Raw genomic sequence first — 26,745 nt, 5'->3', positions numbered from 1 at the left:
TTCATTGTGGATCGGTGGTCTGTTTTGCGGTATGTTTCAGACCATGACAGCCCATCGCCGCCCCACCAGCATGACCTTGGACGCCGCCCTTTTGGACGAGGCGAAAAGCCATGGCATCAACCTGTCCCGCGCCGCCGAGGCGGGGATATTTGCGGAGCTGAAACAGGCGCGGGCTGAGGCCTGGAAGCGCGAGAATGCCGAGGCGATCCAGCGTTACAACGCCTTTGTGGAAGCCGAGGGTTTGCCCCTAGAAGCCTATCGGGTTTTCTGATGGCCGTCGCCGCGCGGCAGTTCGACATTTGCAGGCTTGGCAAAAGCGCCCTTACCGTGGTTTTGCAAGACGACCTACATGAGGGGCTTGCCACACGAATCGTCGCCCCTTTGATCCCATTGGCGAAAATCGGGCCACAACCGCGCGGGCTTTGTCCCACTGTGCAATTCAACAGTCAGCCCTATGCGGTTCTTATCCAATCGCTAAGCGCGGTGCCGTTGGGCGATTTGCGGGAAACGCTTGGGCAAGCCCGCCAGCTGCGCGACGATCTGACCCGCGCGGTTGACCTGCTGTTCAAGGGGCTTTGACATGCGTCTGATGCTTGCCCTGAGCCTTTTCGCCCTGCCGGCCCAAGCCTTTGACCTTGGCTTTCCAGTGGATTGCACGCTGGGCGAGACATGTTTCATCCAGCAATTTTCCGACCACGACCCCGGCCCCGCCGCCACGGATTTTACCTGCGGCACCTTGGCCTATGACGGGCATGACGGCACCGACTTTGCCCTGCCCTCACTGGCGGCGATGGAGGCGGGGGTGAATGTTCTGGCTGCGGCCGAAGGGGTTGTGCTGGGGGTGCGGGATGGAATGGCGGATGTTCTGGTGACGGATGCCAACCGGCCCGAGATTGCTGGGCGGGAATGCGGAAACGGTGTGGTTCTGGGCCATCCGGGCGGCTGGCAGACGCAGTATTGCCACATGAAACAGGGCAGTCTGAACGTCGGCAAGGGCGAGACCGTGGAACAGGGCCAAATCCTGGGACAGGTCGGGCTTTCGGGCGAAACGCAGTTTCCGCATGTACATCTTTCGGTGCGGCGGGGGGATAAGAAGATCGACCCTTTCGCGCCCGAAGATCAGGCCCGTTGCGGTGCCGCGCAGGCCACGCTGTGGGAGGAGCCGATCACCTATCAGGCGGGCGGCATCATCGCGGCGGGCTATGCCGATCATTTGCCGGAATTTGAGGCGATCAAGGCAGGGATGACCGTGCCCGACGCGTTGCTGCCCGATGCCTCGGCGATGGTGGCTTGGGCGTATGTGTTTGGCGCGCAAGCGGGGGACGAGTTGCACCATGCCACGACCACAGCCGAGGGCGACATGCTGATCGATTTTTTTCCGCTGGAAAAGACGCAGGCCCAACTTTACCGCGCCTTTGGCAAGAAACTTTCGGCGGGAGGTTGGCCGCCCGGCACCTATACGACGGTCTTCACGCTTATGCGGGATGGGGTTGAAATCGACAGCGCGACGGCGACGGTCACGGTTCTGCCCTGACCCGGTGGATGTGGCGCAGCAGGTAAAGCGCATAAAGCGCGATGGGCAGTTGGAATGCAATCGCCAAGAGACCTTGGCGCAGACCAACACTGGCGGCAGCTTCGGTCATGTCCACCTGCCCCATCGCGGCCCCCCCCGCCGTGAGCAGGGCAAAATTCCAGACGGCATGAAACACAATCGGCGGCCAAAGCGACCTGCTGCGCAGGCGCAGGGCGATCAGGAACAGGCCCGAAAGGCTGGCCGCAACCGATTGCAGCAGGGCTAAGAACAACATTCCCGTGCCAAAGGCGTTCAGGCTGTGGATGGCCCCGAACAGCAGCGAACTGGCCAGAATGGCGGGCCAGATCGGCCAGCGGCGGGCGAAGGCGGCAAAGAGGATGCCGCGGAACATCAGCTCTTCGGAAAGGCCGACGAACAGGCAGTTGATCAGCACAATCAGCACAAAGCCCAAAGGTGGCAGGCCGACGATCAGGGCCATCAGGGCAAAAAGCAGAATGTAAAGCGAGGGGAACCACGCCAGTTGCAAAGCGGCCAAGCTGTTGGTTTGGACAAAGCCCAGATCACGCCAACCCAGCCAACGCGCCACTAGCAAAAGGAACAGCGCCGCCAGCAGGATTTGCCAAGTGACACCGGCACTGATCGCCTCGATCTGCGTGCGCTGGACGCCGCCGGAATTCAGGGTGCTGCCCAGAACGGTGATCGCCATCCAAAGAAACAAGATCAGCAGGGCGGCGGTGATAGGATGGCGTTGCAGCCAGTTGCGCAGGACCATGTCTTAGCCGCGCCCCGCCCGGAACCATGCGACGATGGCGGCGCGTTCTTCGGGTTCCATAGAACTTAGGTTGGCGGGGGGCATGGCGTGGCTGTATCCGGCTTGCATGGCGATCTGTTCGGCATGTTCGGCAATCTGTTCGGGTGTTTCCAGCCGCACGCCCTTGGGGGGCCAGTATAGCCCCGCCCAGGCGGGTTCAGCGGCGTGGCACATGGAGCAGCGGCCCTGCACAATGCTGACCACATCCTCAAACCCCGCCGCCTGTGCAAAGCTGTGCGCCTTTGGCCCCAAAGCCTCCCCCTCGGCCTTGCGCATGGGCTGGGCGGACAGCCACATCGCCAGCAGGAACAGGGCAACGGTCAGGGGCCATGTCCAATGCGGGTTGCCTTTGCGGGCATGGACGGTGTTGAACCAATGGCGGATGGTGACGCCCATCAGGAACACCAGCGCCGCGATCAGCCAGTTGTATTCGGTGGCAAAGACCAGCGGATAATGGTTCGACAGCATCAGGAACAGGACGGGCAGCGTCAGATAGTTGTTGTGGGTGCTGCGCTGCTTGGCGATTTTGCCATATTTCGGATCGGGTTTGCGACCGGCCTTTAGATCGGCCACGACGATCTTTTGATTGGGGATGATGACCAGGAAGACGTTCCCGCTCATGATTGTGGCGGTAAAGGCCCCCAGATGCAGCAGGGCGGCGCGGCCGGAAAAGACCTGCGTATAGCCCCAAGCCATCGCCACCAGCAGCACGAACAGCGCGACCATCAGGGCCGTCTGGTTGGCGTTCACAAAGACGCGGCAGAGCGTGTTGTAGGCCAGCCAGCCAAAGGCCAGCGAGGCGATGGAGATCAGGACGGCTTGGGTGACGGTCAGTTCCATGACCGAAGGGTCAATCAGATAGAATTCGGCCCCAAGGTAATAGACCAGCACCAGCATGGTGAAACCCGACAGCCAGGTGGCATAGCTTTCCCATTTGAACCAAGTGAGATGTTCGGGCATCGAGGCGGGGGCGACCAGATATTTCTGGATGTGGTAAAAGCCGCCGCCGTGGACCTGCCATTCCTCACCATCGGCCCCGCTGGCCAGATTGCGGTCGCGGTAAAGGCCAAGGTCCAGCGCGATGAAGTAAAAGGACGAGCCGATCCAGGCGATGGCGGTGATGACATGCGTCCAGCGCGCCGCAATTTCGATCCACGCCCATAACACCGCCCAGTCATACATTTTGGCACCTCTGCTTTGCTACAGGCTAGCGCCTTCGCGGGCGTCTGGGAATCGCCAAACGAAAAAGGCCGCCCCGAAAGGCGGCCCTTGGTGGCATTCCCTTGGGAATGCTTATTGGATTTGCATGCCGTTGACGAAGATGCTGCCGTCTTCTTTCGCCTCAATCGCGGTGACAAGGCTGTCATCGCCATTGCCGGGTTTGAAGAACATGCCCATCATCATGCGCGCGCTGTCGACCTGCTGTTGCGGCAGAAGACCCAGCGCCACCAGCTTGTCCATCAGGCCATTGGCCCCATCGAGTTGGACATCGGCAACGCCAGCCGGAACCGGAACACCCATCGAATTGTCGAAGGTGAAGTTGCCGGTTGCGGCGACCGAAGCGCCTGCCACCGACAGGTTCATCGCCGAAATCGACAGGCTGTCGATGGCGGGAGCCGACGGTTCGGTGCCGGCTTCTTCGGCGGCAATCATGCCGAAAACGTCGAACACGGCCTTGCCCGAGGTGTCGATTTTCAGCATCAGCGGATCACGCGGCAGCGTGGCCCCCGCATCGACCATGGCCCAGACTTCTTCGTTCAGGGTCAGCGATTCTAGGCCCAGCAGGAATTTGAAGTCCTGTGCTTCGTTGCCCATGATGGGCATCCGGAAATCGATGGAGACCGGGCCGAAGACGGCATTGACCGGCACGGGGACCATCGGCGAGGTAAAGGCTGCGTCACCACCCGTCGAAGCGGCCGACATACCAAGGCCGGTCTTGTCAAAGGACAGGCTGATCTTGCTGGGCTGACCGTTGGTCACGACTTCATACGCAAACATTGGGTTCAGTTCCTTGGTGGTGCCACGGGTTGCCCCTTGGTCGATCACCGCTGAAATGGCCAAGCCGTCGTTCATCAGCGCCAGAAAATCCGCAGCGGTCTTGACGTTGAACAGGCTTTGCGTCGCCCCAAAGGTGATCGTGGAATCACCCGCCATCGTGTCAACTTCGCCGGTCTGATCCGAAACGATCGTGCCATCAATGGCTTTCGTTTGGGTGCTGTGGGTCGTTTTGCCCGCCGTGAATTTGACGCCCAGTGTATCATTGCTGCCGGTGGTGTAGACATAGCTGCCCAACTGATCCAGCGTTTCGCCGCTGAAGGTAAAGACGCCCGGCACAACTTCCATCGACATGTCGTCCACCACTGGGGGCGGACTGAAATCGCCAGTCACGGTCTGTTTTGGGACGGCATAGTCATAGGTGGTGACGCCACCTTCGGACTTGGCGGTCACAGCCAGACCTTCGTTGACGATGGTCATGGCACCATGGCCGAAAACACCGCCCTCGGCACCATAGCTGGCCTTCATTTCCGGTGCGGTTGTGATCGCCACCGAACCATCACTGTTGTCGGTCATCGTGACTTCGGCCAGTGACACGTCCAGATTCAGGCCCTCGGTCGGCACCGACTGTTTCAGGCTCAGGCCGGTCAGTTTCAGCACGCCGCCTTCGCTGGCGACCGATTCAGCGGCCAAGGTCAGGCCGGATTTGGTGGCGGTGTCCTGCCAGCTGGCCCAGATTTCATCGCCGGTCAGGGCATGGGCGGCGGTGGAACCCAACAGCAGGGCGGTAACACCGACAACCGGCGCGAATTTGCGGAAATACATCGAGGCCTCCAAAGGTTCAGGTTGCGCTGCTATCTATGCCATCTTTTTGCCATAACAAGCGCAAAGTGCTGCAACTGCGAGAGTTTTGCGAAAATCAGCTGCCGCGATAGGTGGAATAGCCAAAGGGCGACAGCAGAAGGGGCACATGATAGTGCTGATCCGCATGGGGCACGCCAAAGCGGATGGGGATCTGGTCAAGGAACAGGATGCCGTCACCCTGCCCCGTGGCGCGCAGATAGTCGCCTGCAAAAAAGATCAGCTCGTAGTGGCCTTCGGTCAGCGCCTTGCCTTCCAACAGGGGGCCATCGGTGCGGCCATCGGCATTGGTGACGGTTTCGGCGATCTTGCGGTGGCTGTTGCCGGTGACGCGATAAAGGGCGATGGTGATGCCCGCCGCCGGTTTGCCCAGCGCCGTATCCAGAACATGGGTTGTCAGACGCCCCGTCATTTTGCCCCCGCTTTTCATTGCCTGAAAAACGGTTAGCATCATTTCGGAACAAGTCGATAGGCCATCATGAACAATCCCCCCCGCTATCCCCGCGATTTCACCGGCCATGGGGCGAATGCGCCGGATGCCCAATGGCCCGGCGGGGCGCGGATCGCGATTTCGCTGGTGCTAAATTACGAAGAGGGCGGCGAGAACAACGTGTTGCATGGCGATACGGGGTCTGAGGCGTTTCTGTCCGACATCGCCGGGGCCCAGCCTTGGCCGGGCAAGCGGCATTGGAACATGGAATCGCTGTATGACTATGGCGCGCGGGCGGGGTTCTGGCGCTTGCATCGGTTGTTCACCGGGCGGGGTTTGCCGGTGACGATCTATGGCGTGACCTCGGCCTTGGCGCGGAACCCGGAACAGGTGGCCGCGATGAAGGCGGCGGGCTGGGAGATTGCGAGCCATGGGCTGAAATGGGTCGATCACCGCGATATGCCGATGGAGGAGGAACGGGCGGCGATTGCAGAATCGATCCGGCTGCATACCGAGGTGGTGGGTGAACCGCCGCGCGGCTGGTATACGGGGCGCTGTTCGGAAAACACGGTGCAGTTGACGGCCGAGACGGGGCAGTTTGACTGGGTGTCGGACACCTATGACGACGACCTGCCCTATTGGCGCGAGGTGGGGGCGCGGGATCAATTGGTGATCCCCTATACGCTGGAAGCGAACGACATGCGCTTTGCCACGGCCCCTGGCTATATCGAAGGCGAGCAGTTCTTTACCTATCTGCGGGATACGTTCGATGTTTTATATGCCGAAGGCGCGGCCGGGGCGGCCAAGATGTTTTCCATTGGGTTGCACTGCCGGTTGATCGGGCGTCCGGGCAAGATTGCGGGATTGATCCGCTTTCTGGACCATGCGGCGAAACATGAGGGTGTCTGGTTTGCCAGCCGTGGGCAGATTGCCGAACATTGGGCGAAAACCCATCCGCATCAGCGCTTTGAACGGCCCTCGCAGATGGGGCGTGATCGGTTCATGGCGCTCTATGGCGGGATTTATGAACATTCGCCCTGGATTGCCGAACGGGCGTTCGGTTTGGAGCTGGGGCCTGCGCATGACAGTGCCTTAGGTCTGGCGAATGCCTTGGCGCGGGTGTTTCGGAGTGCGTCGCAGGGCGAAAAGCTGGGCGTGTTGCGCGCGCACCCTGATCTTGCGGGGAAGCTGGCGGCGGCGAAACGGCTGACGCCGGAAAGCACTGCGGAACAGGCGAGTGCCGCCTTGGATGCGCTGACGGATGCGGAACGCGAAAGGTTCAGCGCATTGAACGCGGCCTATACCGCGAAACACGGCTTTCCCTTTATCATCGCCGTGCGCGACAACACCAAGGCCAGCATCCTGCGGGCCTTTGAAACCCGTATCGCCAACGACACCGCCACCGAATTCGCCACCGCCTGCGGGCAGGTGGAACGCATCGCTTATCACCGTCTGAAAGGTCTGCTGAAATGACCGGCTATTATTTCCCCCCCGGCGGCCTGCCGCCGCAAACGCAAAAGATGACGGGACAGGCGGTGTTCACCAATGCCTATGCCTTTATCCCGAAGGGCTGTTTTTCGGACATCCTGACCAGTTATCTGCCGGGTTGGACGGGCACGAAAATGTGGCTGATCGCGCGGCCCATGACCGGGTTCAGCGAGACCTTTTCGCAATATGTGATGCAGGTGGCCCCCGGTGGCGGATCGCAGATGCCCGACCCGGACCCTGCGGCGCAGCATGTGATTTTCGTGACGGATGGGCTGATCGAACTGACGATTGCCGGGGATTGTCAGGAATTGGAGGCGGGGGGCTATGCCTATATCCCCGCCGGAACGCCCTGGACCTTGCGGGCCGAGGGGCAAAGCCCGGCGCGGTTTCATTGGGTGCGCAAGATCTGGGAACCGGCAGCGGGGATGAGCAAGCCGAAACCCTTTGTCACCTCGGACAAAGAGATCAAGCCGATTGCTATGCCCGATACGAATGGCGTCTGGGCCACGACGCGCTTTGTGGAACCGGATGATCTGTCGCATGACATGCATGTGAACATCGTGACCTTTCAGCCGGGCGGGGTGATCCCGTTTGAGGAAACCCATGTGATGGAACACGGGCTTTACGTGTTGCAGGGCAAGGCGGTCTATAAGCTCAATCAAGACTGGGTGGAGGTGGAGGCAGGCGATTTCATGTGGCTGCGCGCCTATTGCCCGCAGGCCTGCTATGCGGCGGGGCCGGGGCCGTTCCGCTATCTGCTTTACAAGGACGTGAACCGGCACGCGAAACTGCGCGGGCCGTTTTCCGTGGCGGGTTAAGATGCGCCAGATCCAGATCGAACCGCTGACGCCCGAGGCTTTTGCGCCCTATGGCGATGTGCTGGAGGCGGCGGGGGATTTTCGTCTGATCAACGAGGGGCTTTGCCAGCGGCATCATGACCGGGCGCGGTTGGACTTTGGCGAGGGGCGGGCCGGGATTTCGATGTTCCGGGCCAAGGCGCGGGCGCTGCCCTATGCGCTGACCTTGATCGAACGGCATCCTTTGGGATCACAGGCCTTTGTGCCGATGACGGAACATCCGTTTCTGGTCATCGTGTCGGACGGGCCAGAGGCGCGGCCTAGGGCGTTGCTGACCAATGGGCAGCAGGGGATCAATCTGCATCGGGGCACTTGGCATGGGGTGCTGACGCCCTTGCAGGAACCAGGGTTGTTCGCGGTGGTGGACATGATTGGTGAGGGGGCCAATCTGGAGGAGTTCCGCTTTGCCGAGCCTTGGATGGTTGTGGCGTAGGATGGGCCATTGGCCCATCCATCACCCCATGCGCAAGGCCACATCCAGCATGCGGTTGGAAAAGCCCCATTCGTTGTCATACCAACCATAGACCCGCAGCAGCCCGCCCGCCGTCACCCGTGTCTCTGGCAGGGCCATGACGATGCTTTCCCCCCTGCCCCGCAGATCGGAGGACACCAAGGGCCGGTCGGTCGCGCCAATGACGCCGCCTGTGGCGCGGAACAGAGCGTTCACCTGATCGGCTGTGACGGGTTGCGAGGTCATCACCGCCAGATCGACGGCAGAAACGCTCGCCACCGGCACCCGCACGGCGCTGCCCTGCACGCGGCCCGCCAGATGCGGCAGGACAAGGTCCAGCAGCCGTTGCGCGCTGGTGGTGGTGGGGACCATCGACAATGCCGCCGCCCGGCTGCGGGCGGCATCGGCGGCAGGGGCATCGACGGTGGGCTGGCTGCCGGTATAGCAATGGATGGTGGTCATGCTGCCGGTGATCAGGCCGAAATGATCATCCAGCAGCCGCACCAAAGGGGCCAAGGCGTTGGTGGTGCATGAGGCGTTGGAGACGATCTTTTGCCCCGCCAGCCCCTGATCATTGGCGCCCAGAACCACAGTGAATTCGGCGGCGGCCGAGGGACCCGAGACCAGAACCCGCGCGGCCCCGGCGGCCAGCCCGCGGCCCGCGACCGCGGCACTGTCGGCGCGGCCGGTGCATTCCATCACCAGATCGACGCCAGACAGGTCCAGCGTGGAAATATCCGCCGTGCGATGCAAGGGGATGGTACGGCCATTCACCAGCAAGGCCCCGTCTTGCAGCGCCACAGTGCCGGGAAACGGACCAAAGACGCTGTCATATTCAAACAGATAGGCGCACATCTCGGGCGTGGCGATGTCGTTCAAGCCGACGATCTGCAGCCCCGGCCAGCGATGCCCGTGCAAGGCCCAAGCCCGCAGAACCGAACGCCCGATCCGCCCGAATCCGTTGACGAACACCCGCATGACTGGCCCCCTGCTTGCCCCTTGGCCGCATTGGTGAACCGCCTTGCGGGCGCCTGCAACCCCTATCCCAAAGGCTGCGCGGGAGCGGGGGCCTGTCCGTCATAGCCACCCCAGACGGATTGGTCATAATGGATCACCGAACCCGTCATCATACCGCTGTCAGCGCTGGCCAGAAACAGCACCGCCCGCGCCACCTCGGCGGGGTCGATCAGGCGGCCAAATGGCAGGCCTGCGGCGGCCTTTTCTTCCCATGCCGGGTCGCCGCTTTCGGCGGCTTGCAGGGCGCGTTCGTGGTCCGAGGCCATCCAACCGATGTCCAACTGGTTCACCCGCACGCCATTGCGCATCAGGGCAAAGCCCGCGTTGCGGGTCAGCGTGGCCAAAGCGCCTTTCGAGGCCGAATAGGCCGAAAGGAAAGGCTGCCCCGCGCGGGAGGAGGCAGAACCGATGTTGATGATCGCGCCCCCGTTGCCGTCGCGGTTCATGCGCTTGACCGCCTCTTGCATCAGAAAGAATGGGGCGCGGAGGTTCACGGCCATGATCCGGTCGAACAGATCGGCGCTGGTGTCCAAAAGCGTGCCCCGGTCGGTCAGTCCCGCCGCATTGACCAGAATGTCGATGCGTCCAAAGGCGTGATCGGCCTGTTCGACCACGCTCATGACCTGCGCCTGATCCCCCAGATCGGCGGCGATGGTGATGACCCTGACCCCGGTTTCTGCGGTAATCGCCTGCGCCAGCCTGTCGCCCTTGGCCCGGTCGCGGCCCACAAGCGCCACACCCTGCGCCCCGGCCCGCGCGAAAGCCCAAGCGATGGCGGCCCCCAAACCTTGGGTGCCGCCGGTGACAATGGCAAACTTGCCTTCAATACGGTTCATCATCGCCCCTTAGGTCAGGTTCTTGTGGTCCAGATCGGCCAAGACGGCGCGGAACTTGTCAAGATCCCAACCCTCGGCCAAGGCTTGGCGGAAGAAATCGGCTTGGGTTTTCGGGGCCAGTCCACCGATGGGCGGGTTGCGGTCCAGATTGGTGGGGAAAGGATAGCCTTCGGCGCTGGCCGCAATGACATTTTCGGCGTCAAGGTTCGCCGGGGCGGCTTGCAGCACAGGGAACAGGGCCTGCACCATGCGGCTGCGGTTCACCGATTCCATCGCGCGGCCAAAGGCCGAGGAGACCTGCAAAAGGTTGACCAGACGGAAGCGGTCGGTGGTGTGGTTTGTGCCCGCGCCGTGAAAAACGGCGGGGTTAAAGAACAGCACATCGCCCTTTTGCAGCGGCAGTTGCACGTGATGTTCGGCGAAATAGGCCTGATATTCCGGTCGGGTAAAGGCGAGATAACCCTCATAGAATTGCTGCGAGAAGGGCAGCAGCAGGGTCGGGCCGGTTTCCACCGGCATATCGCAATGGGCGACGGCCCCTTGCAGAGTCAGCACGGGTGAAACGCCGTGGATATGGGCTGGGAACTGCGCCATGCGGGCAGCGGACATAAAGCCCAGATGATAGTCGCGGTGCGGGGTTTGGGCGGCACCGCCGGGGTTCACTCGGTTGACTTGGGCGGTCATTTGATAGGCCGGGCCAAGCCAAGCCCTGGACGCCAAAGCGATCGAGGCACAGGAATAATAGGCGGCAAAGTTGGCGGGGTCGGCGAGGCAATGCTTTTCCAGCGAATTCCAGATGCGGTCATTCGCCCCCGGCTTGGCGAAATGGTCGCCGCCGCCTTTGGCTGCGGCTTTTTCCTCGGCGATGATCTGGTCAAAGACGACGCTGGCGCGGTCGATCATGGCGTGATCGATCATGGCCTGCCGGATCACCACGATGCCCGCACCATGGGCAAAGACATTGGCCCATTCCTGCATCAGCGCCTGCGGATCGGCGGCCTCGACTTTTGCGCCGTCATAGATTGGGATGTTGCGGATCACGTCGCTGGCATGGGGCACATCGGCGGCACTGGTCGTCTGGCTGACGATCCGCCGAAAGGTTTCGAAGTCACCGCTGTCGGCGTTCAGCCACACGGGGCGGCGGGTCGGGGTCTGGATGTTCATGATGGCTCCTCCTGCTTTGCAACATCGCTGGGATGGGCGGGCGGAAACAGTGGACTTTCACCTCAAAATCACCTCAAATCTGGGGATGGGTCGCAAATTCACCATCAAGGAAATCGCGCATCAGGCGGGGCTTTCACCCGCGACGGTGGACCGGGTGCTGTATGACCGCGCCCATGTGCGGGGGGCGACGCGAGACCGGGTGGCGGCGGCTTTGGCTGAATTGGAAGGGCAATATGCCGCCAGCGCCTTGCAGGGGCGCAAGATCACGCTGGATGTTCTGATCCAGGCACCGGGGCGTTTTTCATCCGCCGTGCAGCAGGCGTTTCAGGCGGAACTGCCGCTGATGAAGCCCGCCACCTTTCGCGCGCGGTTTCATCTGGCCGAAGTGATGGACGAGACCGAGGTGATCGCACGGCTGCGGGCCATTGCGCGGCGGGGAACGCAGGGCATCGTGTTGAAAGTACCCGCAACCCCGGCGATTGAGGGCTGTCTGGCCGATCTGGCGCGCAGGGGCGTGCCGGTGGTGACCTATGTGACGGATGTGGCAGCCCCCCTGCGTCTGGCCTATGTCGGCATGGAAAACGCAAGGGCGGGGGCGACGGCAGCCTATCTTTTGGGGCGGATGGCGAGGGGTGGGCGGGTGCTGATCACCCTGTCGAGCCAGATGTTTCAGGGCGAGGATCTGCGGCGCAAAGGTTTTATCGACCATCTGGCACGGCACTTTCCGGATCTGGCGACGACGACGGTTTCCGAAGGTTTCGGGGTGAACCGCACCACGGGGGATATTGTGGGTCGGGCGTTGGAGGAACACACCGATATCGCGCATGTCTATTCCATCGGGGGTGGCAATGCCGCGATCCTTGACGCCTTCGCTGCCGCGCGCCGGCCTATTGCGGTCTTTGCGGCACATGATCTGGACCGGACCAACCGCCAGCTTTTGAGGACAGGTCAGGTGAGTTTCGTCATCCACCATGATTTTCGTCAGGATGCACGGCGGGTCTGTCTGCATTTCAGCCAGCACTATCGGCTGATCGACCGCGATCTGCATCTGGGCGAGACCGAAATCCGCATTGCCTGCCCACTGCCCGGTTTTGATTCGACCGCCGATTAGCGGTCAGAGCGTCAACGTTTCCGGCATTGTCCATTAATTGACAACAATGCAAAATCTTAGAAAGCCGGAATACAATCTGCCAATCGGATATTGTTGCACCGACCCGCCCTGCCCCATGCTGATCCCATCCTGAAGGTGGTGAGGAGACTACCGGGGGGATTCGTGTCTGGAACCACGAAAATCAGGCCGGAAGCGGCCATGGGAGGAAAGATGAACAAGACACTCCGTCGCGCCGCTTGGTCGGCGCTGATGCTGGGTGCGTCGACGTTGGCGGTGCAGGCCGAAATGGTTGCGCCCACCACGCCGCCGGACCCGCCCAAGTTCGATGCGCAGGGCGAGCCGATCTTCGTCAACCGCAGCGACATCTTTGAATACAAAGCCCTGCCCGCCTATTCCGAACCGGCTTGGGTCACGGCTTTTGTCGATGCGGGCAAGCTGCCGCCCGTGGCGGAACGGCTGCCCAAGGAACCGCTGGTCTATAAGACGGCGAATATGCCGGACGGGGCCGGGGTTTATGGCGATGTGATGCGCCATGTGATCGGCGGGCGTCCCGAAGGCTGGAACTTCTGGGCGGGGCAATCCTATGGCTGGGGCGGGATCGACATTGGTCTGGTCGAATGCCTGACGCGGACGGGGCCTTTGTTCACGGTGAACCCGGCGGATCTGCAACCGCTGCCGAACCTCGCGAAATCCTGGGAATGGTCGGAAGACGGCAAGCTGCTGACGGTGCATCTGATCGAAGGCGCGAAATGGTCGGACGGCGATGCCTTTGACACCGAAGACATTGATTTCTACTGGAACGACGTGATCATGGACGCCGAAGTGACCCCGCTGATGGGTGCGACCGAGGCGACCTATGGCAATGCCAAGCTGACGGTGGTGGATGCCTATACGTTCACGATGGCCTTTGAACAGCCGTTCCCGGAATCGGTGCTTTATGCGATGGCCTATGGCAACTTCTGCCCCGGCCCGTCGCATATTCTGAAACCGAAGCATCCGAAACATGGCGGCGAAAGCTATGAGGCTTTCCAAAAGGCCTTCCCCTCGGACATGATGAACTTCCCGGTGATGGGGGCCTGGGGCGTGGTGGAACACCGGCCCGATGACATCATCGTGCTGCGTCGGAACCCTTATTACTGGAAGGTCGACGAAAACGGCCAGCAACTGCCCTACCTAGACGAAATGCAGTATCGCCTTTCGACTTGGGGCGACCGTGACGTTCAGGCTGTCGCAGGGACGGGCGATTTCTCGAACCTTGAACAGGCTGAAAACTATGTCGAAAGCCTGAAGAAAGCCGCTGATCCGGCCAGCCCGGCGCGTCTGGCCTTTGGGCCGCGGACCATCGGCTATTCGCTGCTGCCGAACCTGTCGGGCAATGGCTGGGGTGAGCCGAACGAGGGCAGCCAAGCCGTGCGCGAGATGAACCGGAACGCCGATTTCCGCATGGCGATCAGCTATGGTCTGGACCGTCAGCGTCTGGGCGACAGCCTTGTGAAAGGCCCGTTCACGACGATCTATCCGGGCGGCCTGTATGCGGGAACATCCTATTACGACAAGGATTCGACCGTTTACTATCCGTTCTCGGTGGAAACGGCCAAGGCGCATCTGGAAAAGGCCGGTCTGGTCGATACCGATGGCAATGGTTTCGTGAACCTGCCGGATGGTGGCGCCGATCTGAACGTCACGCTGCTGGCGAACGCCGAATATGCGACGGATAAGAACCTTGCCGAAGGCGTGGTGGCGATGATGGGCGATATTGGGGTCAAGGTTTCCCTGTCGCTGCTGCCGGGCAAGGATCTGGACAATGCGCGCGATTCTGGGCGCTACGACTGGTTTGTGTTCCGCAATGCGACCGACCTGATCACGGTCGTTCAAGGCACGGCGGCGCTGGCCCCTGTGGGTCCGCAGACGGCGGTGAACCACCGGGCGAATGGTGCGGGCGAGCTGGATCTGATGCCGTTCGAGGAAGAGATGGTGAAAACCGTCAACGCCTTTATCAGCAGCCGCGATCCGGCGGAGCGGGTGGAGCTGATGAAGACCTATCAGAAGCTCTATACTGAAAACCTGTTCGCCATTGGCCTGACGGCCTATCCCGGCGCGCTGGTGGTCAACAAGCGTTTCGCCAACATCCCGGCGGGGGCCCCGATCTTTATGTACAACTGGGCCGAGGACAACATCATCCGCGAACGGGTCTATGTGCCGGCAGATGCGCAGATTGGCGCGGAACTGCACCCGAACACCCTGCCGGGTGAATTGGGCGGCGCTGGTCCTGTGACCGCGAACTAAGGCGTTCCTCCCGCGATGCTGGTGGGCGGCAGACAACCGTCCGCCCACCGGCCCCCTTCCCCTACCCCATAGGTGCCCCATGTTGCGCTATCTGCTGGTCCGCCTTGGGCAGGCCATTCCCGTGCTGGTGGTGATGAGCATCATCACCTTTGCCATCATCCAAGCCCCGCCCGGCGACTATGGCGACTTTATCCGCACGAACATGATCACCCAAGGCAATGCGACGCCCGAAGCCGCCAGTGCCGCCGCCGACGCCTACCGTGAACGCAACGGGCTGAACGATCCGATGATCGTGCAATATGGCCGCTGGGTCTGGGGCATCGTCAGCCGCGGGGATTTCGGTCAATCCTATGCCTATAACAAACCGGTCAGCGAAGTGGTGATGCAGCGCCTTCCCGCGACCATTGCAATTGCCTTGACCTGCCACCTGCTGGCCTCGCTTTTGGGCATCAGTTTCGGGATCATCGCAGCGACCAAACAATACACTTGGATCGACAGCCTTTTGTCCTTTGTCTCGTTCCTAGGCATGACGATCCCGCGCTTCCTGCTGGCACTGATCATCCTCTATGTGCTGGCCTATAAGCTGAACGTGCAGGAAATCGGGTCGTTCTATTCATCGAAATTCGGTGGGCAGCCCTATTGGCTGGGCTGGTTCGACTTCAACTGGGCCAAGCTGTGGAACCTGATCCAGCATATCTGGCCGGTCATCGCCGTGGCGACGATTGGTGGCCTTGCCTACAACATGCGGGTGATGCGGGCGAACCTGCTGGACACGCTGAACGCGCAATATGTGGAAACCGCGCGGGCCAAGGGCCTATCGGAAAGTGCTGTCGTCTTGAAACATGCGGTGCCCAATGCGCTGCATCCCTTGGTCGCCTATCAGGGGGTGGTGCTGCCCTATATGCTGACGGGCGAGATCGAGGTGGCCATCGTCTTTGGTTTGGCAACCATCGGGCCGGCCATCGTGGGGTCGATGAACATCGGGGATACCTATGTGACGGCGACCCTGCTGCTGGTGCTGGGGGCGACGCTGATCATCGGGAACATCATCGCCGACCTGTTGCTGGTGGCGCTTGATCCACGCATTCGCGTTGGCGGAGGTGCAGCATGAGCGGGCCTGTGATCCACGAAGGCGAAGAAACCGATGCGCGCCTGTCCAGTGCGCCAAAGGAAAGCCAAAGCTATCCAGCGCTGGTCTGGCGGCGGTTCCGCAAGTCGCTGCCGGGGATGATCGGGCTGATCCTGGTGGGGACGATGCTGTTCGTATCGATCTTTGCGGAGTTCTTTTCGCCGATGGACCCGAATGCCTCGACCACCTCTTTCGCGCCGCCGGACAAGGTGTCGTTCTTTACCAAAGATGGTTTCACCCTGATGCCGGTCGCCTATCCGATTGCGGAAAGCGACGAGCTGGACCCGGTGACCTTTCAGCCCCTGATGGGGCCGGATCTGGACAATCCCCGCGGTCTGCGGCTGTTCGGCAAGGGCTGGTCCTATCGCCTGTTTGGCCTGATCCCGATGGACCGGCATTTCATCGTGACCAGTGACGGTTCCCCCTTGCACCTTTTGGGCACCGACAAGCTGGGGCGGGATATCCTGTCGCGGGGGATCATGGGGTCGCGGATCACGCTGATGATCGCCTTGGTGTCGATCACGCTGATCACGGTGGCGGGGACGCTTCTGGGCATCACCTCGGGCTATCTGGGGGGCAAGTTTGACCTGTGGTTCCAGCGGTTTGTGGAAATCATCCTCGCCTTCCCGCAACTGCCTTTGTATCTGGCTTTGGCCAGCCTGATCCCTGTCACGGCGCCGTCCAGTGTGTTCCTGTCCTTTGTGATCCTTGTGATCGCAGGTCTTGGCTGGGCGCAGTTGTCGCGGGAAGTGCGGGGGAAAACCATGTCGATGGCCCGCGTCGACTACGTCCGCGCCGCGATGGCGGTGGGGGCGAGTGATGGGCGGATCATCACGCGGCATATCCTGCCAAACGTTTCCAGCCATGTGATCGTGGCGGTGACCTTGGGTATTCCCAGCATCGTTCTGCTGGAAAGCTTCCTTGGGTTCTTGGGCTTTGCCGTGAAGGCACCGCTGATTTCCTGGGGGATGATGTTGCAGGATGCGGGCACCTTCAGCGTGATCGGTTCCTATCCTTGGATCCTGTCGCCCGTGGGTTTCGTGCTGCTGACCGTCTTTGCCTTCAACGCGCTGGGTGACGGTCTGCGCGATGCCATTGATCCGTATTGAGGGGGTGATGATGACCGAGAATCTGGTGATCGAGGCCCGCAAGCTGGGCGTGACCTTCAAGGTCGATGGTGGGGTTGTCGAGGCGGTCAAGGATGTGTCCTTTCGCCTGCACAAGGGACAGACGATTGCGTTGGTCGGCGAAAGCGGATCGGGCAAATCGGTGACGGCGCGGGCGGTGATGCGGCTGTTGTCGAAACGGGCGAGGGTGACGGCGGGCAGCGAGATCACCTATGCCGGGCAGAACATGGCGCGGCTGTCGGCCGCGGCGATGCGTGGGCTACGCGGCAATCGGCTGTCGATGATCTTTCAGGAACCGATGTCGTCCTTGAACCCGGTGTACACCATCGGTTCGCAACTGGCCGAGGCTTTGCGGATTCACCAAAAGATGACCCGGGCCGAAGCCTTGGCACGGGCGGTGGAACTGCTTCGCGAGGTGCAGATCCCCGACCCGGAACCGCGGGTGGGGCAGTATCCGCATCAGTTGTCAGGCGGGCAGCGGCAGCGGGTGATGATCGCCATGGCCTTGGCGAACAACCCGGATGTGCTGATTGCGGATGAACCGACAACGGCGCTGGATGTGACGGTTCAGGCGGAAATCCTGAACCTGATCAAGGCGCTGAAGGAAAAGACGGGGATGGCGGTGATCTTGATCACGCACGACCTGACGGTGGTGAAACAATTCGCGGATCATGTCTATGTCATGCAGCACGGCGTGGTGCGCGAAGAGGGGCCGACGGAGCAAGTCTTTGCCAATCCGCAGCATCCCTATACGCGGCGTCTGCTGGGGTCGGAACCGAAGGGTCGGGCGAATGCGCTGGTGGGCACGCCGGACACCGTGCTGGAGGGCCGGAATGTCCGCGTGACTTTCACCTTACGCAAGGGTGGGGCCTTCCGGGGAACCTATTCCGATTTGCAGGCGGTGGATGGGCTTTCGCTTTCGCTGAAGCGGGGGGAAACTTTGGGCTTGGTCGGCGAAAGCGGATCGGGCAAGACGACCTTTGGTCAGGCGCTGATGCGGTTGAACCGCATGAACGAAGGGGCGGTTGAGTTTCTGGGACAAAGGATCGACGGTTTTGACCGGGGCCAGATGAAACCCTTGCGGCAAAAGATGCAGATCGTGTTCCAAGACCCGTTCAGCAGCCTGAACCCCCGCATGTCGGTGCGCCAGATCATCGAGGAGGGTCTGATCGTGAACGGCATCGGCAATGGCCGGGCCGACCGTTTGGACCGGGTGCGCCAAGCCCTGCGCGATTCGGGGATGCCGGACGGCATTTTGTCGCGCTTTCCGCATGAATTTTCCGGCGGTCAGCGGCAAAGGCTTGCCATCGCGCGGGCGATTGCGCTGGAGCCGGAATTCATTCTGCTGGACGAACCGACCTCTGCCTTGGACCTGTCGGTGCAGGCGCAGATCATCGACCTTTTGCGCAAATTGCAGGCCGACAAGGGGCTGTCCTATCTGTTCATCAGCCACGACCTGAAAGTGGTGCGCGCCCTGTGCCACCGCGTCATCGTCATGCAACACGGGCGGATCGTCGAGGAAGGCCCCGTCGCCGAAGTGCTGGAAAACCCCGCAAGCGAATACACCCGCCGCCTTGTGCGCGCGGCGTTCGAAATCTCAACCTAAGGATAAGATCATGGCGAAACCCGTCATCACATTCATCGGCGCAGGCAGCGCCGTTTTCACCAAGAACATCGCGGGGGACATCCTGCAAAGGCCAGCGCTGGCTGGGGCTGAAATCCGGCTGATGGACATCAACCCGGAACGGCTGGCCGAAAGTGAGATTATCGTGGGCAAGATGGCCCAGACGCTGGGCGGCAAGGCCACGATCAAGACCTATACCAACCAGCGCGCTTCGCTGGATGGGACCGATTTCGTGGTCTGCTGCTTTCAGGTCGGAGGCTATGATCCCTGCACGATCACCGATTTTGAGGTGCCGAAGAAATTCGGCCTTCGCCAGACCATCGCCGACACCTTGGGCATCGGTGGCATCATGCGGGGTCTGCGGACGGTGCCCGTGCTGTGGGGCATCTGCGAGGATATGCTCGCGGTCGCGCCGCAGGCGATCATGCTGCAATATGTGAACCCGATGGCGATCAACACCTGGGCGATTGCGGCGAAATATCCGACGATCCGGCAGGTGGGGCTTTGCCATTCGGTGCAGGGCACGGCCTATGAACTGGCGCGCGATCTGGACATTCCTGTCGAGGAAATCCGCTATCGGGCCGGTGGGATCAACCACATGGCGTTCTATCTGAACTTTGAACATCGGCAGGCGGATGGCTCTTACCGCGATCTGTATCCTGATCTGGTGAAAGGCTACCGCGAGGGGCGTTTCCCGAAACCCAGCCACTGGAACCCGCGCTGCCCGAACAAGGTGCGATATGAAATGCTGAGCCGTCTGGGGCATTTCGTGACCGAATCCAGCGAACATTTCGCGGAATACACGCCTTGGTTCATCAAGCGTGACCGCCCGGACCTGATCGAACGCTTTGGCATTCCTCTGGACGAATATCCGAAACGCTGCATCGAACAGGTGGCGCGCTGGAAGAAAGAGGCCGAGGTGTTGAAAAACGCCGAAACGGTGGAGATGAAGGACAGCCATGAATATGCCTCGGAAATCATCAACTCGGTGGTGACGGGCCAGCCTTCGGTGATCTACGGCAACCATGCGAACCGGGGCTATATCCCGCAACTGCCGGATGGCTGCGCGATTGAGGTGCCGACTTTGGTCGATCACATGGGCCTGCAACCGACCATCGTGCATGACATCCCGCCGCAACTGATTGCCCTGATGCGGACGAATATCAACGTGCAGGAACTGACGGTTGCGGCGCTGATTAAGGAAAACCCGGAGCATATCTATCATGCGGCGATGCTGGACCCGCATACCGGGGCGGAACTGGATCTCGACCAGATCTGGGCGCTGACGCATGACCTGCTGGCCGCGCACGGCGATTGGTTGCCGGAATGGGCGCGGGTGCCCATGCGCAAGGCGGGCTGAACCATGTGGCCCGCGCATATCGTCATTCTGGGCGGTGGAACCGCGGGCTGGCTTTCGGCCATGATGCTGACCGACGTGGCCGCGAAAAGCGGCCACGCGACAAAGGTGACGGTGATTGAATCGTCGAAAATTGGCGTGATCGGGGTGGGCGAGGGTTCCACCGCCGTCTTCCGCCAGATGCTGCGCCGCTTTGGTCTGGATGAGGAAGAATTCCTGCGGGAAACCGGGGCGACGATCAAGCTGGGCATCCGGCACAAGGACTGGCGGCGGGTGGGTTTCACCTATGACGGGCCGATTGACGACCCGCATCTGGTGGCGGATGGGGCGCCGCTGGACCGCTATGCGATTGCCGCCGGGCGTCCGGTGACCGAGGCGCATTTGTTCCAGCATCTGCTGAACGGCAACAAGGGGCCCTATGCCTTGCGGGATGGCAGGCGGCTGCCGGTGGGGCCGTTCCATTATGCCTTTCATTTTGATCAGGCCTTGGTCGGCCAATGGCTGCGGAAAAAGGCGCGCGGCATTGCCTTGATCGACGATCAGGTGACGGGAGTTGAGCTTGGCGGCGATGGGATCAAAGCCGTCACCTTGGAAAGCGGGCAGCGGGTAGAGGTGGACTTTTTCCTCGATTGCTCCGGTTTCCGCCGCCGTCTGATTTCGGAACTATCGCCGCGCTGGATCAGCTTTGGCGATGTGCTGCCCATCAACCGCGCTTTGCCCTTTTGGATTGATCTGAAAGAGGGGGAGGAGATCGCGCCCTGCACCCTTGCTTGGGCGCAAAAGAACGGCTGGATGTGGGGGATTCCCACGCAAAGCCGCTTTGGCGCGGGCTATGTCTATTCCGACCGCCATATTTCGCCCGATGAGGCGAAGGCGGAAATCGAGGCGGCGCTGGGCCATCCGGTCGAAGCGCGGGGCGATATCAAGATCGACGCGGGGCGGATGGCCGAGGCTTGGATCGGGAATTGTCTGGCGATGGGGCTAGCCTCGAGCTTTCTGGAGCCGCTTGAGGCGACCTCGATCCACGGGACCATCGTGCAACTGATCATGTTCACCGAATGGTTGGGCCAACCCGAAGGCCGCGCGAAATACAACGTCGCCTTTGCGCGCCAAGTGGATGATTTCCGCGATTTTGTGCGCCTGCACTATGTGACCGAACGCCGCGATTCGGCTTTCTGGCGCGATGTGACGGCGAACCATCCGGATTTCGTCACCGACCGCTTAAAACTGTGGCAGACGAAAACCCCCACGCGCGACGATTTTCCCCGCTTTCCCCCCGGCCTTGAAAACCTTGGTCTCGCCCATGTGCAGGAACAGCTTTACGTGCCCGTTCTGGATGGCCTTGGCCTGTTGAACCGCGACGTGGCCCGCGCCGAGATGGCCGCTGATCCCCGCGCCCGCGACCATGCCCGCGCAACCCATGCCGCCCTTGTTTCCGAATATCGCCGCGCGGCGGGTCAAGCCCTGCCCCACCGCGCTTGGCTTCAATCTTTGCACAAAGGAACCTGACATGCCTGCCTTAAAGATCACCATCATCGGCGCGGGAAGCGTTGGTTTCACCAAGAAACTGGTGTCCGACATCCTGAAAGTCACCGAATTCGAAGATATCGAAATCGCCCTGACCGACATCAATGCCCACAATCTGGATATGGTCGCCCAGATCATCCGGCGGATTGTCGATGTGAACGGATTGAAGACCACCGTCACCCACACGACCGTCCGCCGGAAAGCGCTGGAAGGTGCGCGTTATGTGATGAACTGCGTGCGGATCGGCGGATTGGAGGCTTTTGCCGACGACATCCGCATTCCGCTGAAATATGGCGTCGATCAATGCGTGGGCGATACGATCTGCGCCGGGGGCATTCTGTATGGCCAGCGCGGAATTTCCGCGATGCTGGATTTCTGCAAGGACATCCGCGAGGTCGCCGAACCCGGCGCTTTGCTGCTGAACTATGCCAACCCGATGGTGATGATGACCTGGGCCGCGATTAACCATGGCGGGGTCAAGACCGTGGGCCTTTGCCATGGCGTGCAGAACGGCCACCGCCAGATTGCGCGGGCCCTGGGCGTGCCGATGGAAGAAACGGACATCATCTGTTCGGGCATCAACCATCAGACCTGGTATCTGGATATACGCCACAACGGCCGTCAGATCAGCAAGGACGAATTGATCGCTGCCTTTGAACGGCATCCCGTTTTCTCGGTGCAGGAAAAGGTGCGCATCGATGTGCTGAAACGCTTTGGTTTCTATTCGACGGAATCCAACGGTCACCTGTCGGAATACTTGCCGTGGTATCGCAAGCGGCCCGAGGAAATCATGAACTGGATTTCCACCGATGAATGGATTCACGGCGAAACCGGGGGCTATTTGCGTTACACCACCGAAAACCGGAACTGGTTTGAAACCGATTTCCCGATGTTCCTAGACGAGGCGGGGAAACCGCTTTCGACTTATGAACGCACAGACGAACATGCGAGCCATATTCTTGAGGCGCTGGAGACCGGCCGGGTCTATCGGGGGCATTTCAACGTGAAAAACGGCGGGGTGATCAAGAACCTGCCCGCGGATTGCATCATCGAAAGCCCCGGTTTCGTGGACCGTTTCGGCATCAACATGGTCGAAGGCATAACCCTGCCCGACGCCACGGCGGCGACTTGTTCGGCCTCGGTGAACGTGCAAAGGATGAGTGTGAAGGCCGCGATCACCGGGGATGTGGAACTTCTGAAACAGGCTGTCCTGCATGACCCGCTGGTGGGGGCAATCTGCACACCGGATGAGGTGTGGCAGATGGTCGATGAAATGCTGGTCGCCCAAGCGCAATGGCTGCCGCAATATGCCGACGCCATTCCAGCGGCCAAGGAGCGGCTGAAGAACCCGAAGGTGAAGACCCGTGAATGGGAAGGGGCGGCGCGGCTGAAAGTGCGCTCTGTCGAGGAAATGCGCGATGCGGATGCCCGCAAGAAGGGCAAGACCGATTTGGGCAAAAGGGTGATGAGCTAGGCTTACCGCAACTGCATTGCAGCCATGCAGGGATAGGCGTTGTTTCAACAGGGTGGCACACATAGCTATTGGACAGGTTTTGCTGCAACTGCAAAATCACCAATGGAGACGATGATGACCACCCTGACCAACACCCGCAAAGCCCTGCATGACTGGCTGTCCGTTCTGGGCACCGCTTATGTCGCGGCCCGCCGCGAACGGGCACGCTGGGGCGCGTTGTAAGATCAGCCGATAGGCGTCAGCGCCACATCGGCCAGCGTGGACTTGTCCAGCGCGGTCAGAAATGCGTTTTCGGCATGGCGCAGCCGCGTCTTCAGCCGACAGTGGCCGTCGATGCGGCATAAGTTTCCGCCCTTGGCGAAACATTCGACCAAGGGCTGCCCCTCTTCCAGCAGACACACGATCTGGGCAAGCGTCACCTGATCGGCAGGCCGGGCCAGCATGGCACCGCCGCCTCCTCCCCTGCGGGTTTGCAGGATCCCCCCTTGCGCGAGCTTTTGCACAATCTTGGCCAGATGATGCCGGGACAGGCCGAACTCCTCGGCCAGTTCCGTTGTGGAATGCCCCCGCTCCGGCTCTGCCGCCATACGCATCAGAATGCGCATTCCGTAGTCGGTGAAAGAGGTCAGGCGCATGGTTCCCTCTGAATTGGTATTTACAATACTTATTTGAGCATCTAGCACAAGACAATCCTTATGACCGCGAGTCGTGATGAAACCCCTGCCCTCCCGCCGTCCCGAAATGACCGAACGCCTGATGACGGAAACCGGGCTGGACGAGGCACTGCTGCGGGAGGTGGTGCATGGTTTTTATACCAAGGTGCGGGCGGATGCCCTGTTGGGCCCGATTTTTGCCGAACGCATTCAGGATTGGGAACCGCATCTGGCGCGGATGGTGGACTTCTGGTCCTCGGTCGCGCTGATGACCGGGCGCTATCACGGCACACCGATGGCGATGCATGTGAACTTGCCCGTGGCGCAGGGCCATTTTGAACGCTGGCTGGAGTTGTTCCGCGAAACGGCGCGGGCCTTGTGCCCAGCGCAAGGCGCAGCGCATCTGATCGAACGGGCAGAACGGATCGCGCAATCGCTGCATATGGGGATCGCCGACCATCGGCAATTCATGACGATGTGGAAGGCCGCGCCATGAATCCCCTGGCCTCGCCCGTCTGCTATGCCGAAGACGCGGAACAAGCGCGGGATGTGGCGAACTGGCGGCGGGCGGAACGCAAGCACCTGCTGACCGAACGGGCGGCGCTGTCGATCACAGATCGACAAGCGATGGCGCAGGCTTTGGCTGGGCATTTGGATCAGCTCTTGGCGCGGCGGTTTGGGACCATGTCTGGGCTTGTCCTGTCGTTTTACTGGCCCATCCAATCGGAACTCGACCTGCGTTTCTGGGCAGTACGCGTGCATAATAACGGGGTGAAACTGGCCCTGCCGGTGGTCGAAACCCCACAAGCGCCCTTGATCTTTCGCCCTTGGACACCGGGCTGCGCGATGCAGCGGGGTTTCTGGAACATTCCGGTGCCCGATACCGTCGAAAGCGTCCTTCCCGACATCGCGCTGGCCCCCTTGGTCGGCTGGGACGATCAGGGTTATCGGCTGGGCTATGGCGGTGGCTATTTTGATCGGACGTTGGCGGCGATACGGCCCCATGCGATTGGCGTCGGTCTCTCACAGGCGCGACTGACAACGATCTTTCCGCAAGTGCATGACATCCGCCTGGACGCCATTCTGACAGAAAAGGGGACTGCGCATGAGCAGTGCTGAGGCGATGCGGCAATGGCAGGGGCCTGCCGTTCTAAGCTATGGTTTCCGTCCCTTTTTCCTTCTGGCAGGGTTCTGGGCCGCAGGCGCGATGGTCTTCTGGATCCTGATGCTGGCCGGATCAGAACCCTTGCCCATCGGGTTTGATCCCTTTGCCTGGCATGGCCATGAATTCCTGTTCGGCTATGGCATGGCTGTAATCGCAGGCTTTCTTCTGACCGCCGTGCCGAACTGGACTGGACGGTTGCCCGTGGTGGGCTGGCCCTTGGCGGGGCTTGTGGCGCTTTGGATTTTGGGACGGGTGGCCATGGCTTTGTCGGGCTGGCTGCCCTTTGCTGCGGTGCTGGGGGCAGATCTGGGGCTGCCCCTGGCGCTCATCCTGTTTCTGGGCCGCGAAATCTGGGTGGGGCGAAACTGGAAGAACCTGCCGGTTCTTGGCCTTTTGGCCCTGCTGACGCTGGCCAATGTCCTGTTCCATGTAGAACTTAGCGCCGATGGCGCCGGAATGCGGCTGGGATTGGCGGCGGTGCTGATGATGATCACGCTGATTGGCGGGCGGATCATTCCCAGCTTTACCCGCAACTGGCTGGTGGCGCGCGCCTCAACCCATTTGCCCAGCGCCTTTGGGCCTGCCGATGGCGGGGTGATCGCGGTGACAGGTCTGGCCTTGTCAGCCTTTGTGCTGCATCCGAACGGCGCGATCACCGCCGCGCTGTTGATCATCGCCGGGCTGGCCAATCTTTGGCGGCTGTCGCGCTGGCAGGGCTTGCGCACCGGGGCTGAACCTTTGCTGGCCGTGCTGCATGTGGCTTATGGCTTTCTTGCCTTCGGCTTTCTGGCCAGCGGCGTGGCGGCACTGGATCTGCTGCCGCAGGCCGGTGCCAGACATATCTGGATGGCCGGTGCGATTGGCCTGATGACCCTGGCCGTGATGAGCCGGGCCGCCTTGGGCCATTCGGGGCGTGCGCTGCATGCGGGAACCGGCATCACACTACTTTATCTTGCGCTGACGGGGGCGGTGCTGGCGCGTTTTCTGGCAAGCTTTGGCGGCGCGGGCTGGTTGCATCTTTCGGCGGGCCTTTGGATTGCCGCTTTTGGCGGCTTTGCCCTGGTCTATTGGCCGATCCTGACCCGCCCGAAAATTGCAGCACGAAAGCCCTCTGGCCAACACGGCTCGTCCAGATCGTAGGACAATCCAACCGAAGCGCGATGTTGGGGGGGAGTGCCGTTTCTCGGAAGTTTGCGACGGTTTGATTTCTTGGGTTCTGAAGGCGACATTCCTTTACACGGATGTCTTCCGTAGCTCTAGGATCACGCTGGCGATCCTTTCGACCCAAGGCTTATGCACACGCGCCGCGCTGCTGGGCAGTGCGGAATGTTACAACAACATGGCTGGCTCGTCCGCTGGCCAGACGGAGGTCATACCAAGTCGCCCAAGCATGGCACGACCCACCGAGAAAAGTGCTGGACCCGCACGGATTGTTTCATGATTCGGCGAAAAGAGGCTTCCGCAGCCAACCCCGATTTGACTTGGCCAATCTGACGATCCGACGGTGTCGCGTTTTCGCCCATCCAGCAGGCAGATCAGCACAATCCTTGGCGTCAAATCGCGTCAAGGTTGTGTATTTTGTCCGATACTGCCCCAATATTGAGCGCGTCCCAAAATTGACATTATCACAACAAGGTTTCGCCCCCCGCCCTTGGTCTGCCATCGTTGAAATATTGCGAACGGTCTGGACCAGCTTGGCGGACCGTCTTCAGGAGGGCTGGATGGTGGGGAAACCGACGCTTCAGGAGGTGACAACACTTCACGATGGCGATCGCTCACCCGATGTCGCGGTGGGGAAACCGGCGTTTCAGGGGGTAACGGGACTGCCCACGGCAGACGAACTGCCGT

At 61.1% G+C, this 26,745-nt stretch carries 25 protein-coding genes; 17 read left to right on the top strand and 8 right to left on the bottom strand.

The genetic code is table 11. The features are described 5' to 3' along the window. Window positions 1–43 precede the first annotated feature (43 nt). Genes IE095_RS03135 through IE095_RS03125 form a run of 3 tightly spaced genes read left to right on the top strand, consistent with a single transcriptional unit; the run spans window position 44 to window position 1,534 of the window. Window positions 44–271 (top strand): type II toxin-antitoxin system CcdA family antitoxin, encoded by a 228-nt coding sequence (locus IE095_RS03135; RefSeq protein ID WP_189410176.1) that lies wholly within the window; start codon window positions 44–46, stop codon window positions 269–271. Further along, window positions 271–579 (top strand): CcdB family protein, encoded by a 309-nt coding sequence (locus tag IE095_RS03130; RefSeq protein WP_189410175.1) that lies wholly within the window; start codon window positions 271–273, stop codon window positions 577–579. The genes IE095_RS03135 and IE095_RS03130 overlap by 1 nt, the downstream gene beginning before the upstream one ends. A 1-nt stretch (window position 580) precedes the next feature. After that, a complete protein-coding gene (locus tag IE095_RS03125) occupies window positions 581–1,534 on the top strand; it encodes a M23 family metallopeptidase (protein WP_189410174.1) in 954 nt (317 codons plus the stop codon). Here IE095_RS03125 and IE095_RS03120 read toward each other — a convergent pair. The 4 genes from IE095_RS03120 to uraH form a co-directional block, all read right to left on the bottom strand. Continuing rightward, window positions 1,518–2,306 carry a CPBP family intramembrane glutamic endopeptidase gene (locus IE095_RS03120; protein ID WP_189410173.1) on the bottom strand — a complete coding sequence of 263 codons (789 nt, stop codon included), beginning with the start codon at window positions 2,304–2,306 and terminating at the stop codon, window positions 1,518–1,520. The two genes, IE095_RS03125 and IE095_RS03120, sit on opposite strands and share 17 nt — an antisense overlap. Before the next feature lie 3 nt (window positions 2,307–2,309). Further along, window positions 2,310–3,527 carry a urate hydroxylase PuuD gene (locus IE095_RS03115; RefSeq protein ID WP_189410172.1) on the bottom strand — a complete coding sequence of 406 codons (1,218 nt, stop codon included), beginning with the start codon at window positions 3,525–3,527 and terminating at the stop codon, window positions 2,310–2,312. Between the two features lie 111 nt (window positions 3,528–3,638). Beyond that, window positions 3,639–5,165, bottom strand: a complete 1,527-nt coding sequence (locus tag IE095_RS03110) for a DUF2125 domain-containing protein (protein ID WP_189410171.1) — start codon at window positions 5,163–5,165, stop codon at window positions 3,639–3,641. A gap of 94 nt (window positions 5,166–5,259) precedes the next feature. Further along, a complete protein-coding gene (gene uraH / locus IE095_RS03105) occupies window positions 5,260–5,613 on the bottom strand; it encodes a hydroxyisourate hydrolase (protein WP_189410170.1) in 354 nt (117 codons plus the stop codon). 66 nt (window positions 5,614–5,679) lie between these two features. Between uraH and puuE the strand changes: the two genes are divergently transcribed. Genes puuE through IE095_RS03090 form a run of 3 tightly spaced genes read left to right on the top strand, consistent with a single transcriptional unit; the run spans window position 5,680 to window position 8,409 of the window. Then, complete coding sequence (gene puuE, locus IE095_RS03100; RefSeq protein WP_189410169.1) at window positions 5,680–7,104, top strand: allantoinase PuuE; 1,425 nt, start codon at window positions 5,680–5,682, stop codon at window positions 7,102–7,104. Next, window positions 7,101–7,937 carry a bifunctional allantoicase/(S)-ureidoglycine aminohydrolase gene (locus tag IE095_RS03095; protein ID WP_189410168.1) on the top strand — a complete coding sequence of 279 codons (837 nt, stop codon included), beginning with the start codon at window positions 7,101–7,103 and terminating at the stop codon, window positions 7,935–7,937. Before puuE ends, IE095_RS03095 begins: the two co-directional genes overlap by 4 nt. Before the next feature lies 1 nt (window position 7,938). Further along, entirely contained in the window at window positions 7,939–8,409 is a 471-nt protein-coding gene (locus tag IE095_RS03090) for an ureidoglycolate lyase (protein ID WP_189410167.1), read from the top strand. Between the two features lie 21 nt (window positions 8,410–8,430). Here IE095_RS03090 and IE095_RS03085 read toward each other — a convergent pair whose 3' ends face one another. From IE095_RS03085 to IE095_RS03075, 3 genes are all read right to left on the bottom strand, one after another. Beyond that, window positions 8,431–9,405 (bottom strand): type I glyceraldehyde-3-phosphate dehydrogenase, encoded by a 975-nt coding sequence (locus IE095_RS03085; RefSeq protein ID WP_189410166.1) that lies wholly within the window; start codon window positions 9,403–9,405, stop codon window positions 8,431–8,433. 62 nt (window positions 9,406–9,467) lie between these two features. Next, on the bottom strand, window positions 9,468–10,280 hold the full coding sequence (locus IE095_RS03080) for an SDR family oxidoreductase (protein ID WP_189410165.1): 813 nt from the start codon (window positions 10,278–10,280) through the stop codon (window positions 9,468–9,470). Between the two features lie 9 nt (window positions 10,281–10,289). Next, window positions 10,290–11,444, bottom strand: coding sequence for a phytanoyl-CoA dioxygenase family protein (locus tag IE095_RS03075; RefSeq protein ID WP_189410164.1), 1,155 nt, complete (start codon window positions 11,442–11,444; stop codon window positions 10,290–10,292). 85 nt (window positions 11,445–11,529) lie between these two features. Between IE095_RS03075 and IE095_RS03070 the strand changes: the two genes are divergently transcribed. The 8 genes from IE095_RS03070 to IE095_RS03035 all read left to right on the top strand — a co-directional run bounded on the left by IE095_RS03070 (window position 11,530) and on the right by IE095_RS03035 (window position 23,079). Next, a complete protein-coding gene (locus IE095_RS03070) occupies window positions 11,530–12,555 on the top strand; it encodes a LacI family DNA-binding transcriptional regulator (protein ID WP_189410163.1) in 1,026 nt (341 codons plus the stop codon). A gap of 210 nt (window positions 12,556–12,765) precedes the next feature. After that, entirely contained in the window at window positions 12,766–14,841 is a 2,076-nt protein-coding gene (locus IE095_RS03065) for an ABC transporter substrate-binding protein (RefSeq protein WP_189410162.1), read from the top strand. Between the two features lie 79 nt (window positions 14,842–14,920). Beyond that, the gene (locus IE095_RS03060) at window positions 14,921–15,952 is read left to right on the top strand and encodes an ABC transporter permease (protein ID WP_189410161.1); all 1,032 of its coding nucleotides are present in this window, start codon (window positions 14,921–14,923) and stop codon (window positions 15,950–15,952) included. Then, window positions 15,949–17,079, top strand: a complete 1,131-nt coding sequence (locus IE095_RS03055; protein ID WP_189410160.1) for an ABC transporter permease — start codon at window positions 15,949–15,951, stop codon at window positions 17,077–17,079. Before IE095_RS03060 ends, IE095_RS03055 begins: the two co-directional genes overlap by 4 nt. 10 nt (window positions 17,080–17,089) lie before the next feature. Next, window positions 17,090–18,703: an ABC transporter ATP-binding protein gene (locus tag IE095_RS03050; protein WP_229804458.1), complete on the top strand. Its 1,614-nt coding sequence runs from the start codon at window positions 17,090–17,092 to the stop codon at window positions 18,701–18,703. 10 nt (window positions 18,704–18,713) lie between these two features. Further along, on the top strand, window positions 18,714–20,081 hold the full coding sequence (locus IE095_RS03045; protein WP_308428866.1) for an alpha-glucosidase/alpha-galactosidase: 1,368 nt from the start codon (window positions 18,714–18,716) through the stop codon (window positions 20,079–20,081). A 3-nt stretch (window positions 20,082–20,084) separates the two neighbouring features. Continuing rightward, the gene (locus IE095_RS03040; protein ID WP_189410158.1) at window positions 20,085–21,587 is read left to right on the top strand and encodes a tryptophan halogenase family protein; all 1,503 of its coding nucleotides are present in this window, start codon (window positions 20,085–20,087) and stop codon (window positions 21,585–21,587) included. Window position 21,588: 1 nt separating this feature from the next. Beyond that, window positions 21,589–23,079: an alpha-glucosidase/alpha-galactosidase gene (locus IE095_RS03035; RefSeq protein WP_189410157.1), complete on the top strand. Its 1,491-nt coding sequence runs from the start codon at window positions 21,589–21,591 to the stop codon at window positions 23,077–23,079. A gap of 224 nt (window positions 23,080–23,303) precedes the next feature. Here IE095_RS03035 and IE095_RS03030 read toward each other — a convergent pair whose 3' ends face one another. After that, window positions 23,304–23,714, bottom strand: coding sequence for an RrF2 family transcriptional regulator (locus tag IE095_RS03030; protein WP_189410156.1), 411 nt, complete (start codon window positions 23,712–23,714; stop codon window positions 23,304–23,306). A gap of 76 nt (window positions 23,715–23,790) precedes the next feature. On the opposite strand from IE095_RS03030, the gene IE095_RS03025 reads away from it, so the two are divergent. The 3 genes from IE095_RS03025 to IE095_RS03015 are packed head-to-tail and all read left to right on the top strand — an operon-like array spanning window position 23,791 to window position 26,037. Then, window positions 23,791–24,228: a group III truncated hemoglobin gene (locus tag IE095_RS03025; protein WP_229804457.1), complete on the top strand. Its 438-nt coding sequence runs from the start codon at window positions 23,791–23,793 to the stop codon at window positions 24,226–24,228. Continuing rightward, on the top strand, window positions 24,225–24,851 hold the full coding sequence (locus tag IE095_RS03020) for a 5-formyltetrahydrofolate cyclo-ligase (protein ID WP_189410155.1): 627 nt from the start codon (window positions 24,225–24,227) through the stop codon (window positions 24,849–24,851). The genes IE095_RS03025 and IE095_RS03020 overlap by 4 nt, the downstream gene beginning before the upstream one ends. Continuing rightward, the gene (locus IE095_RS03015; protein ID WP_189410154.1) at window positions 24,838–26,037 is read left to right on the top strand and encodes an NnrS family protein; all 1,200 of its coding nucleotides are present in this window, start codon (window positions 24,838–24,840) and stop codon (window positions 26,035–26,037) included. Before IE095_RS03020 ends, IE095_RS03015 begins: the two co-directional genes overlap by 14 nt. Window positions 26,038–26,745: the final 708 nt, after the last annotated feature.

The organism is Neogemmobacter tilapiae (genome assembly GCF_014652215.1).
GTDB lineage: Bacteria > Pseudomonadota > Alphaproteobacteria > Rhodobacterales > Rhodobacteraceae > Neogemmobacter > Neogemmobacter tilapiae.
This window is presented reverse-complemented; position numbering and strand designations above follow the sequence as displayed.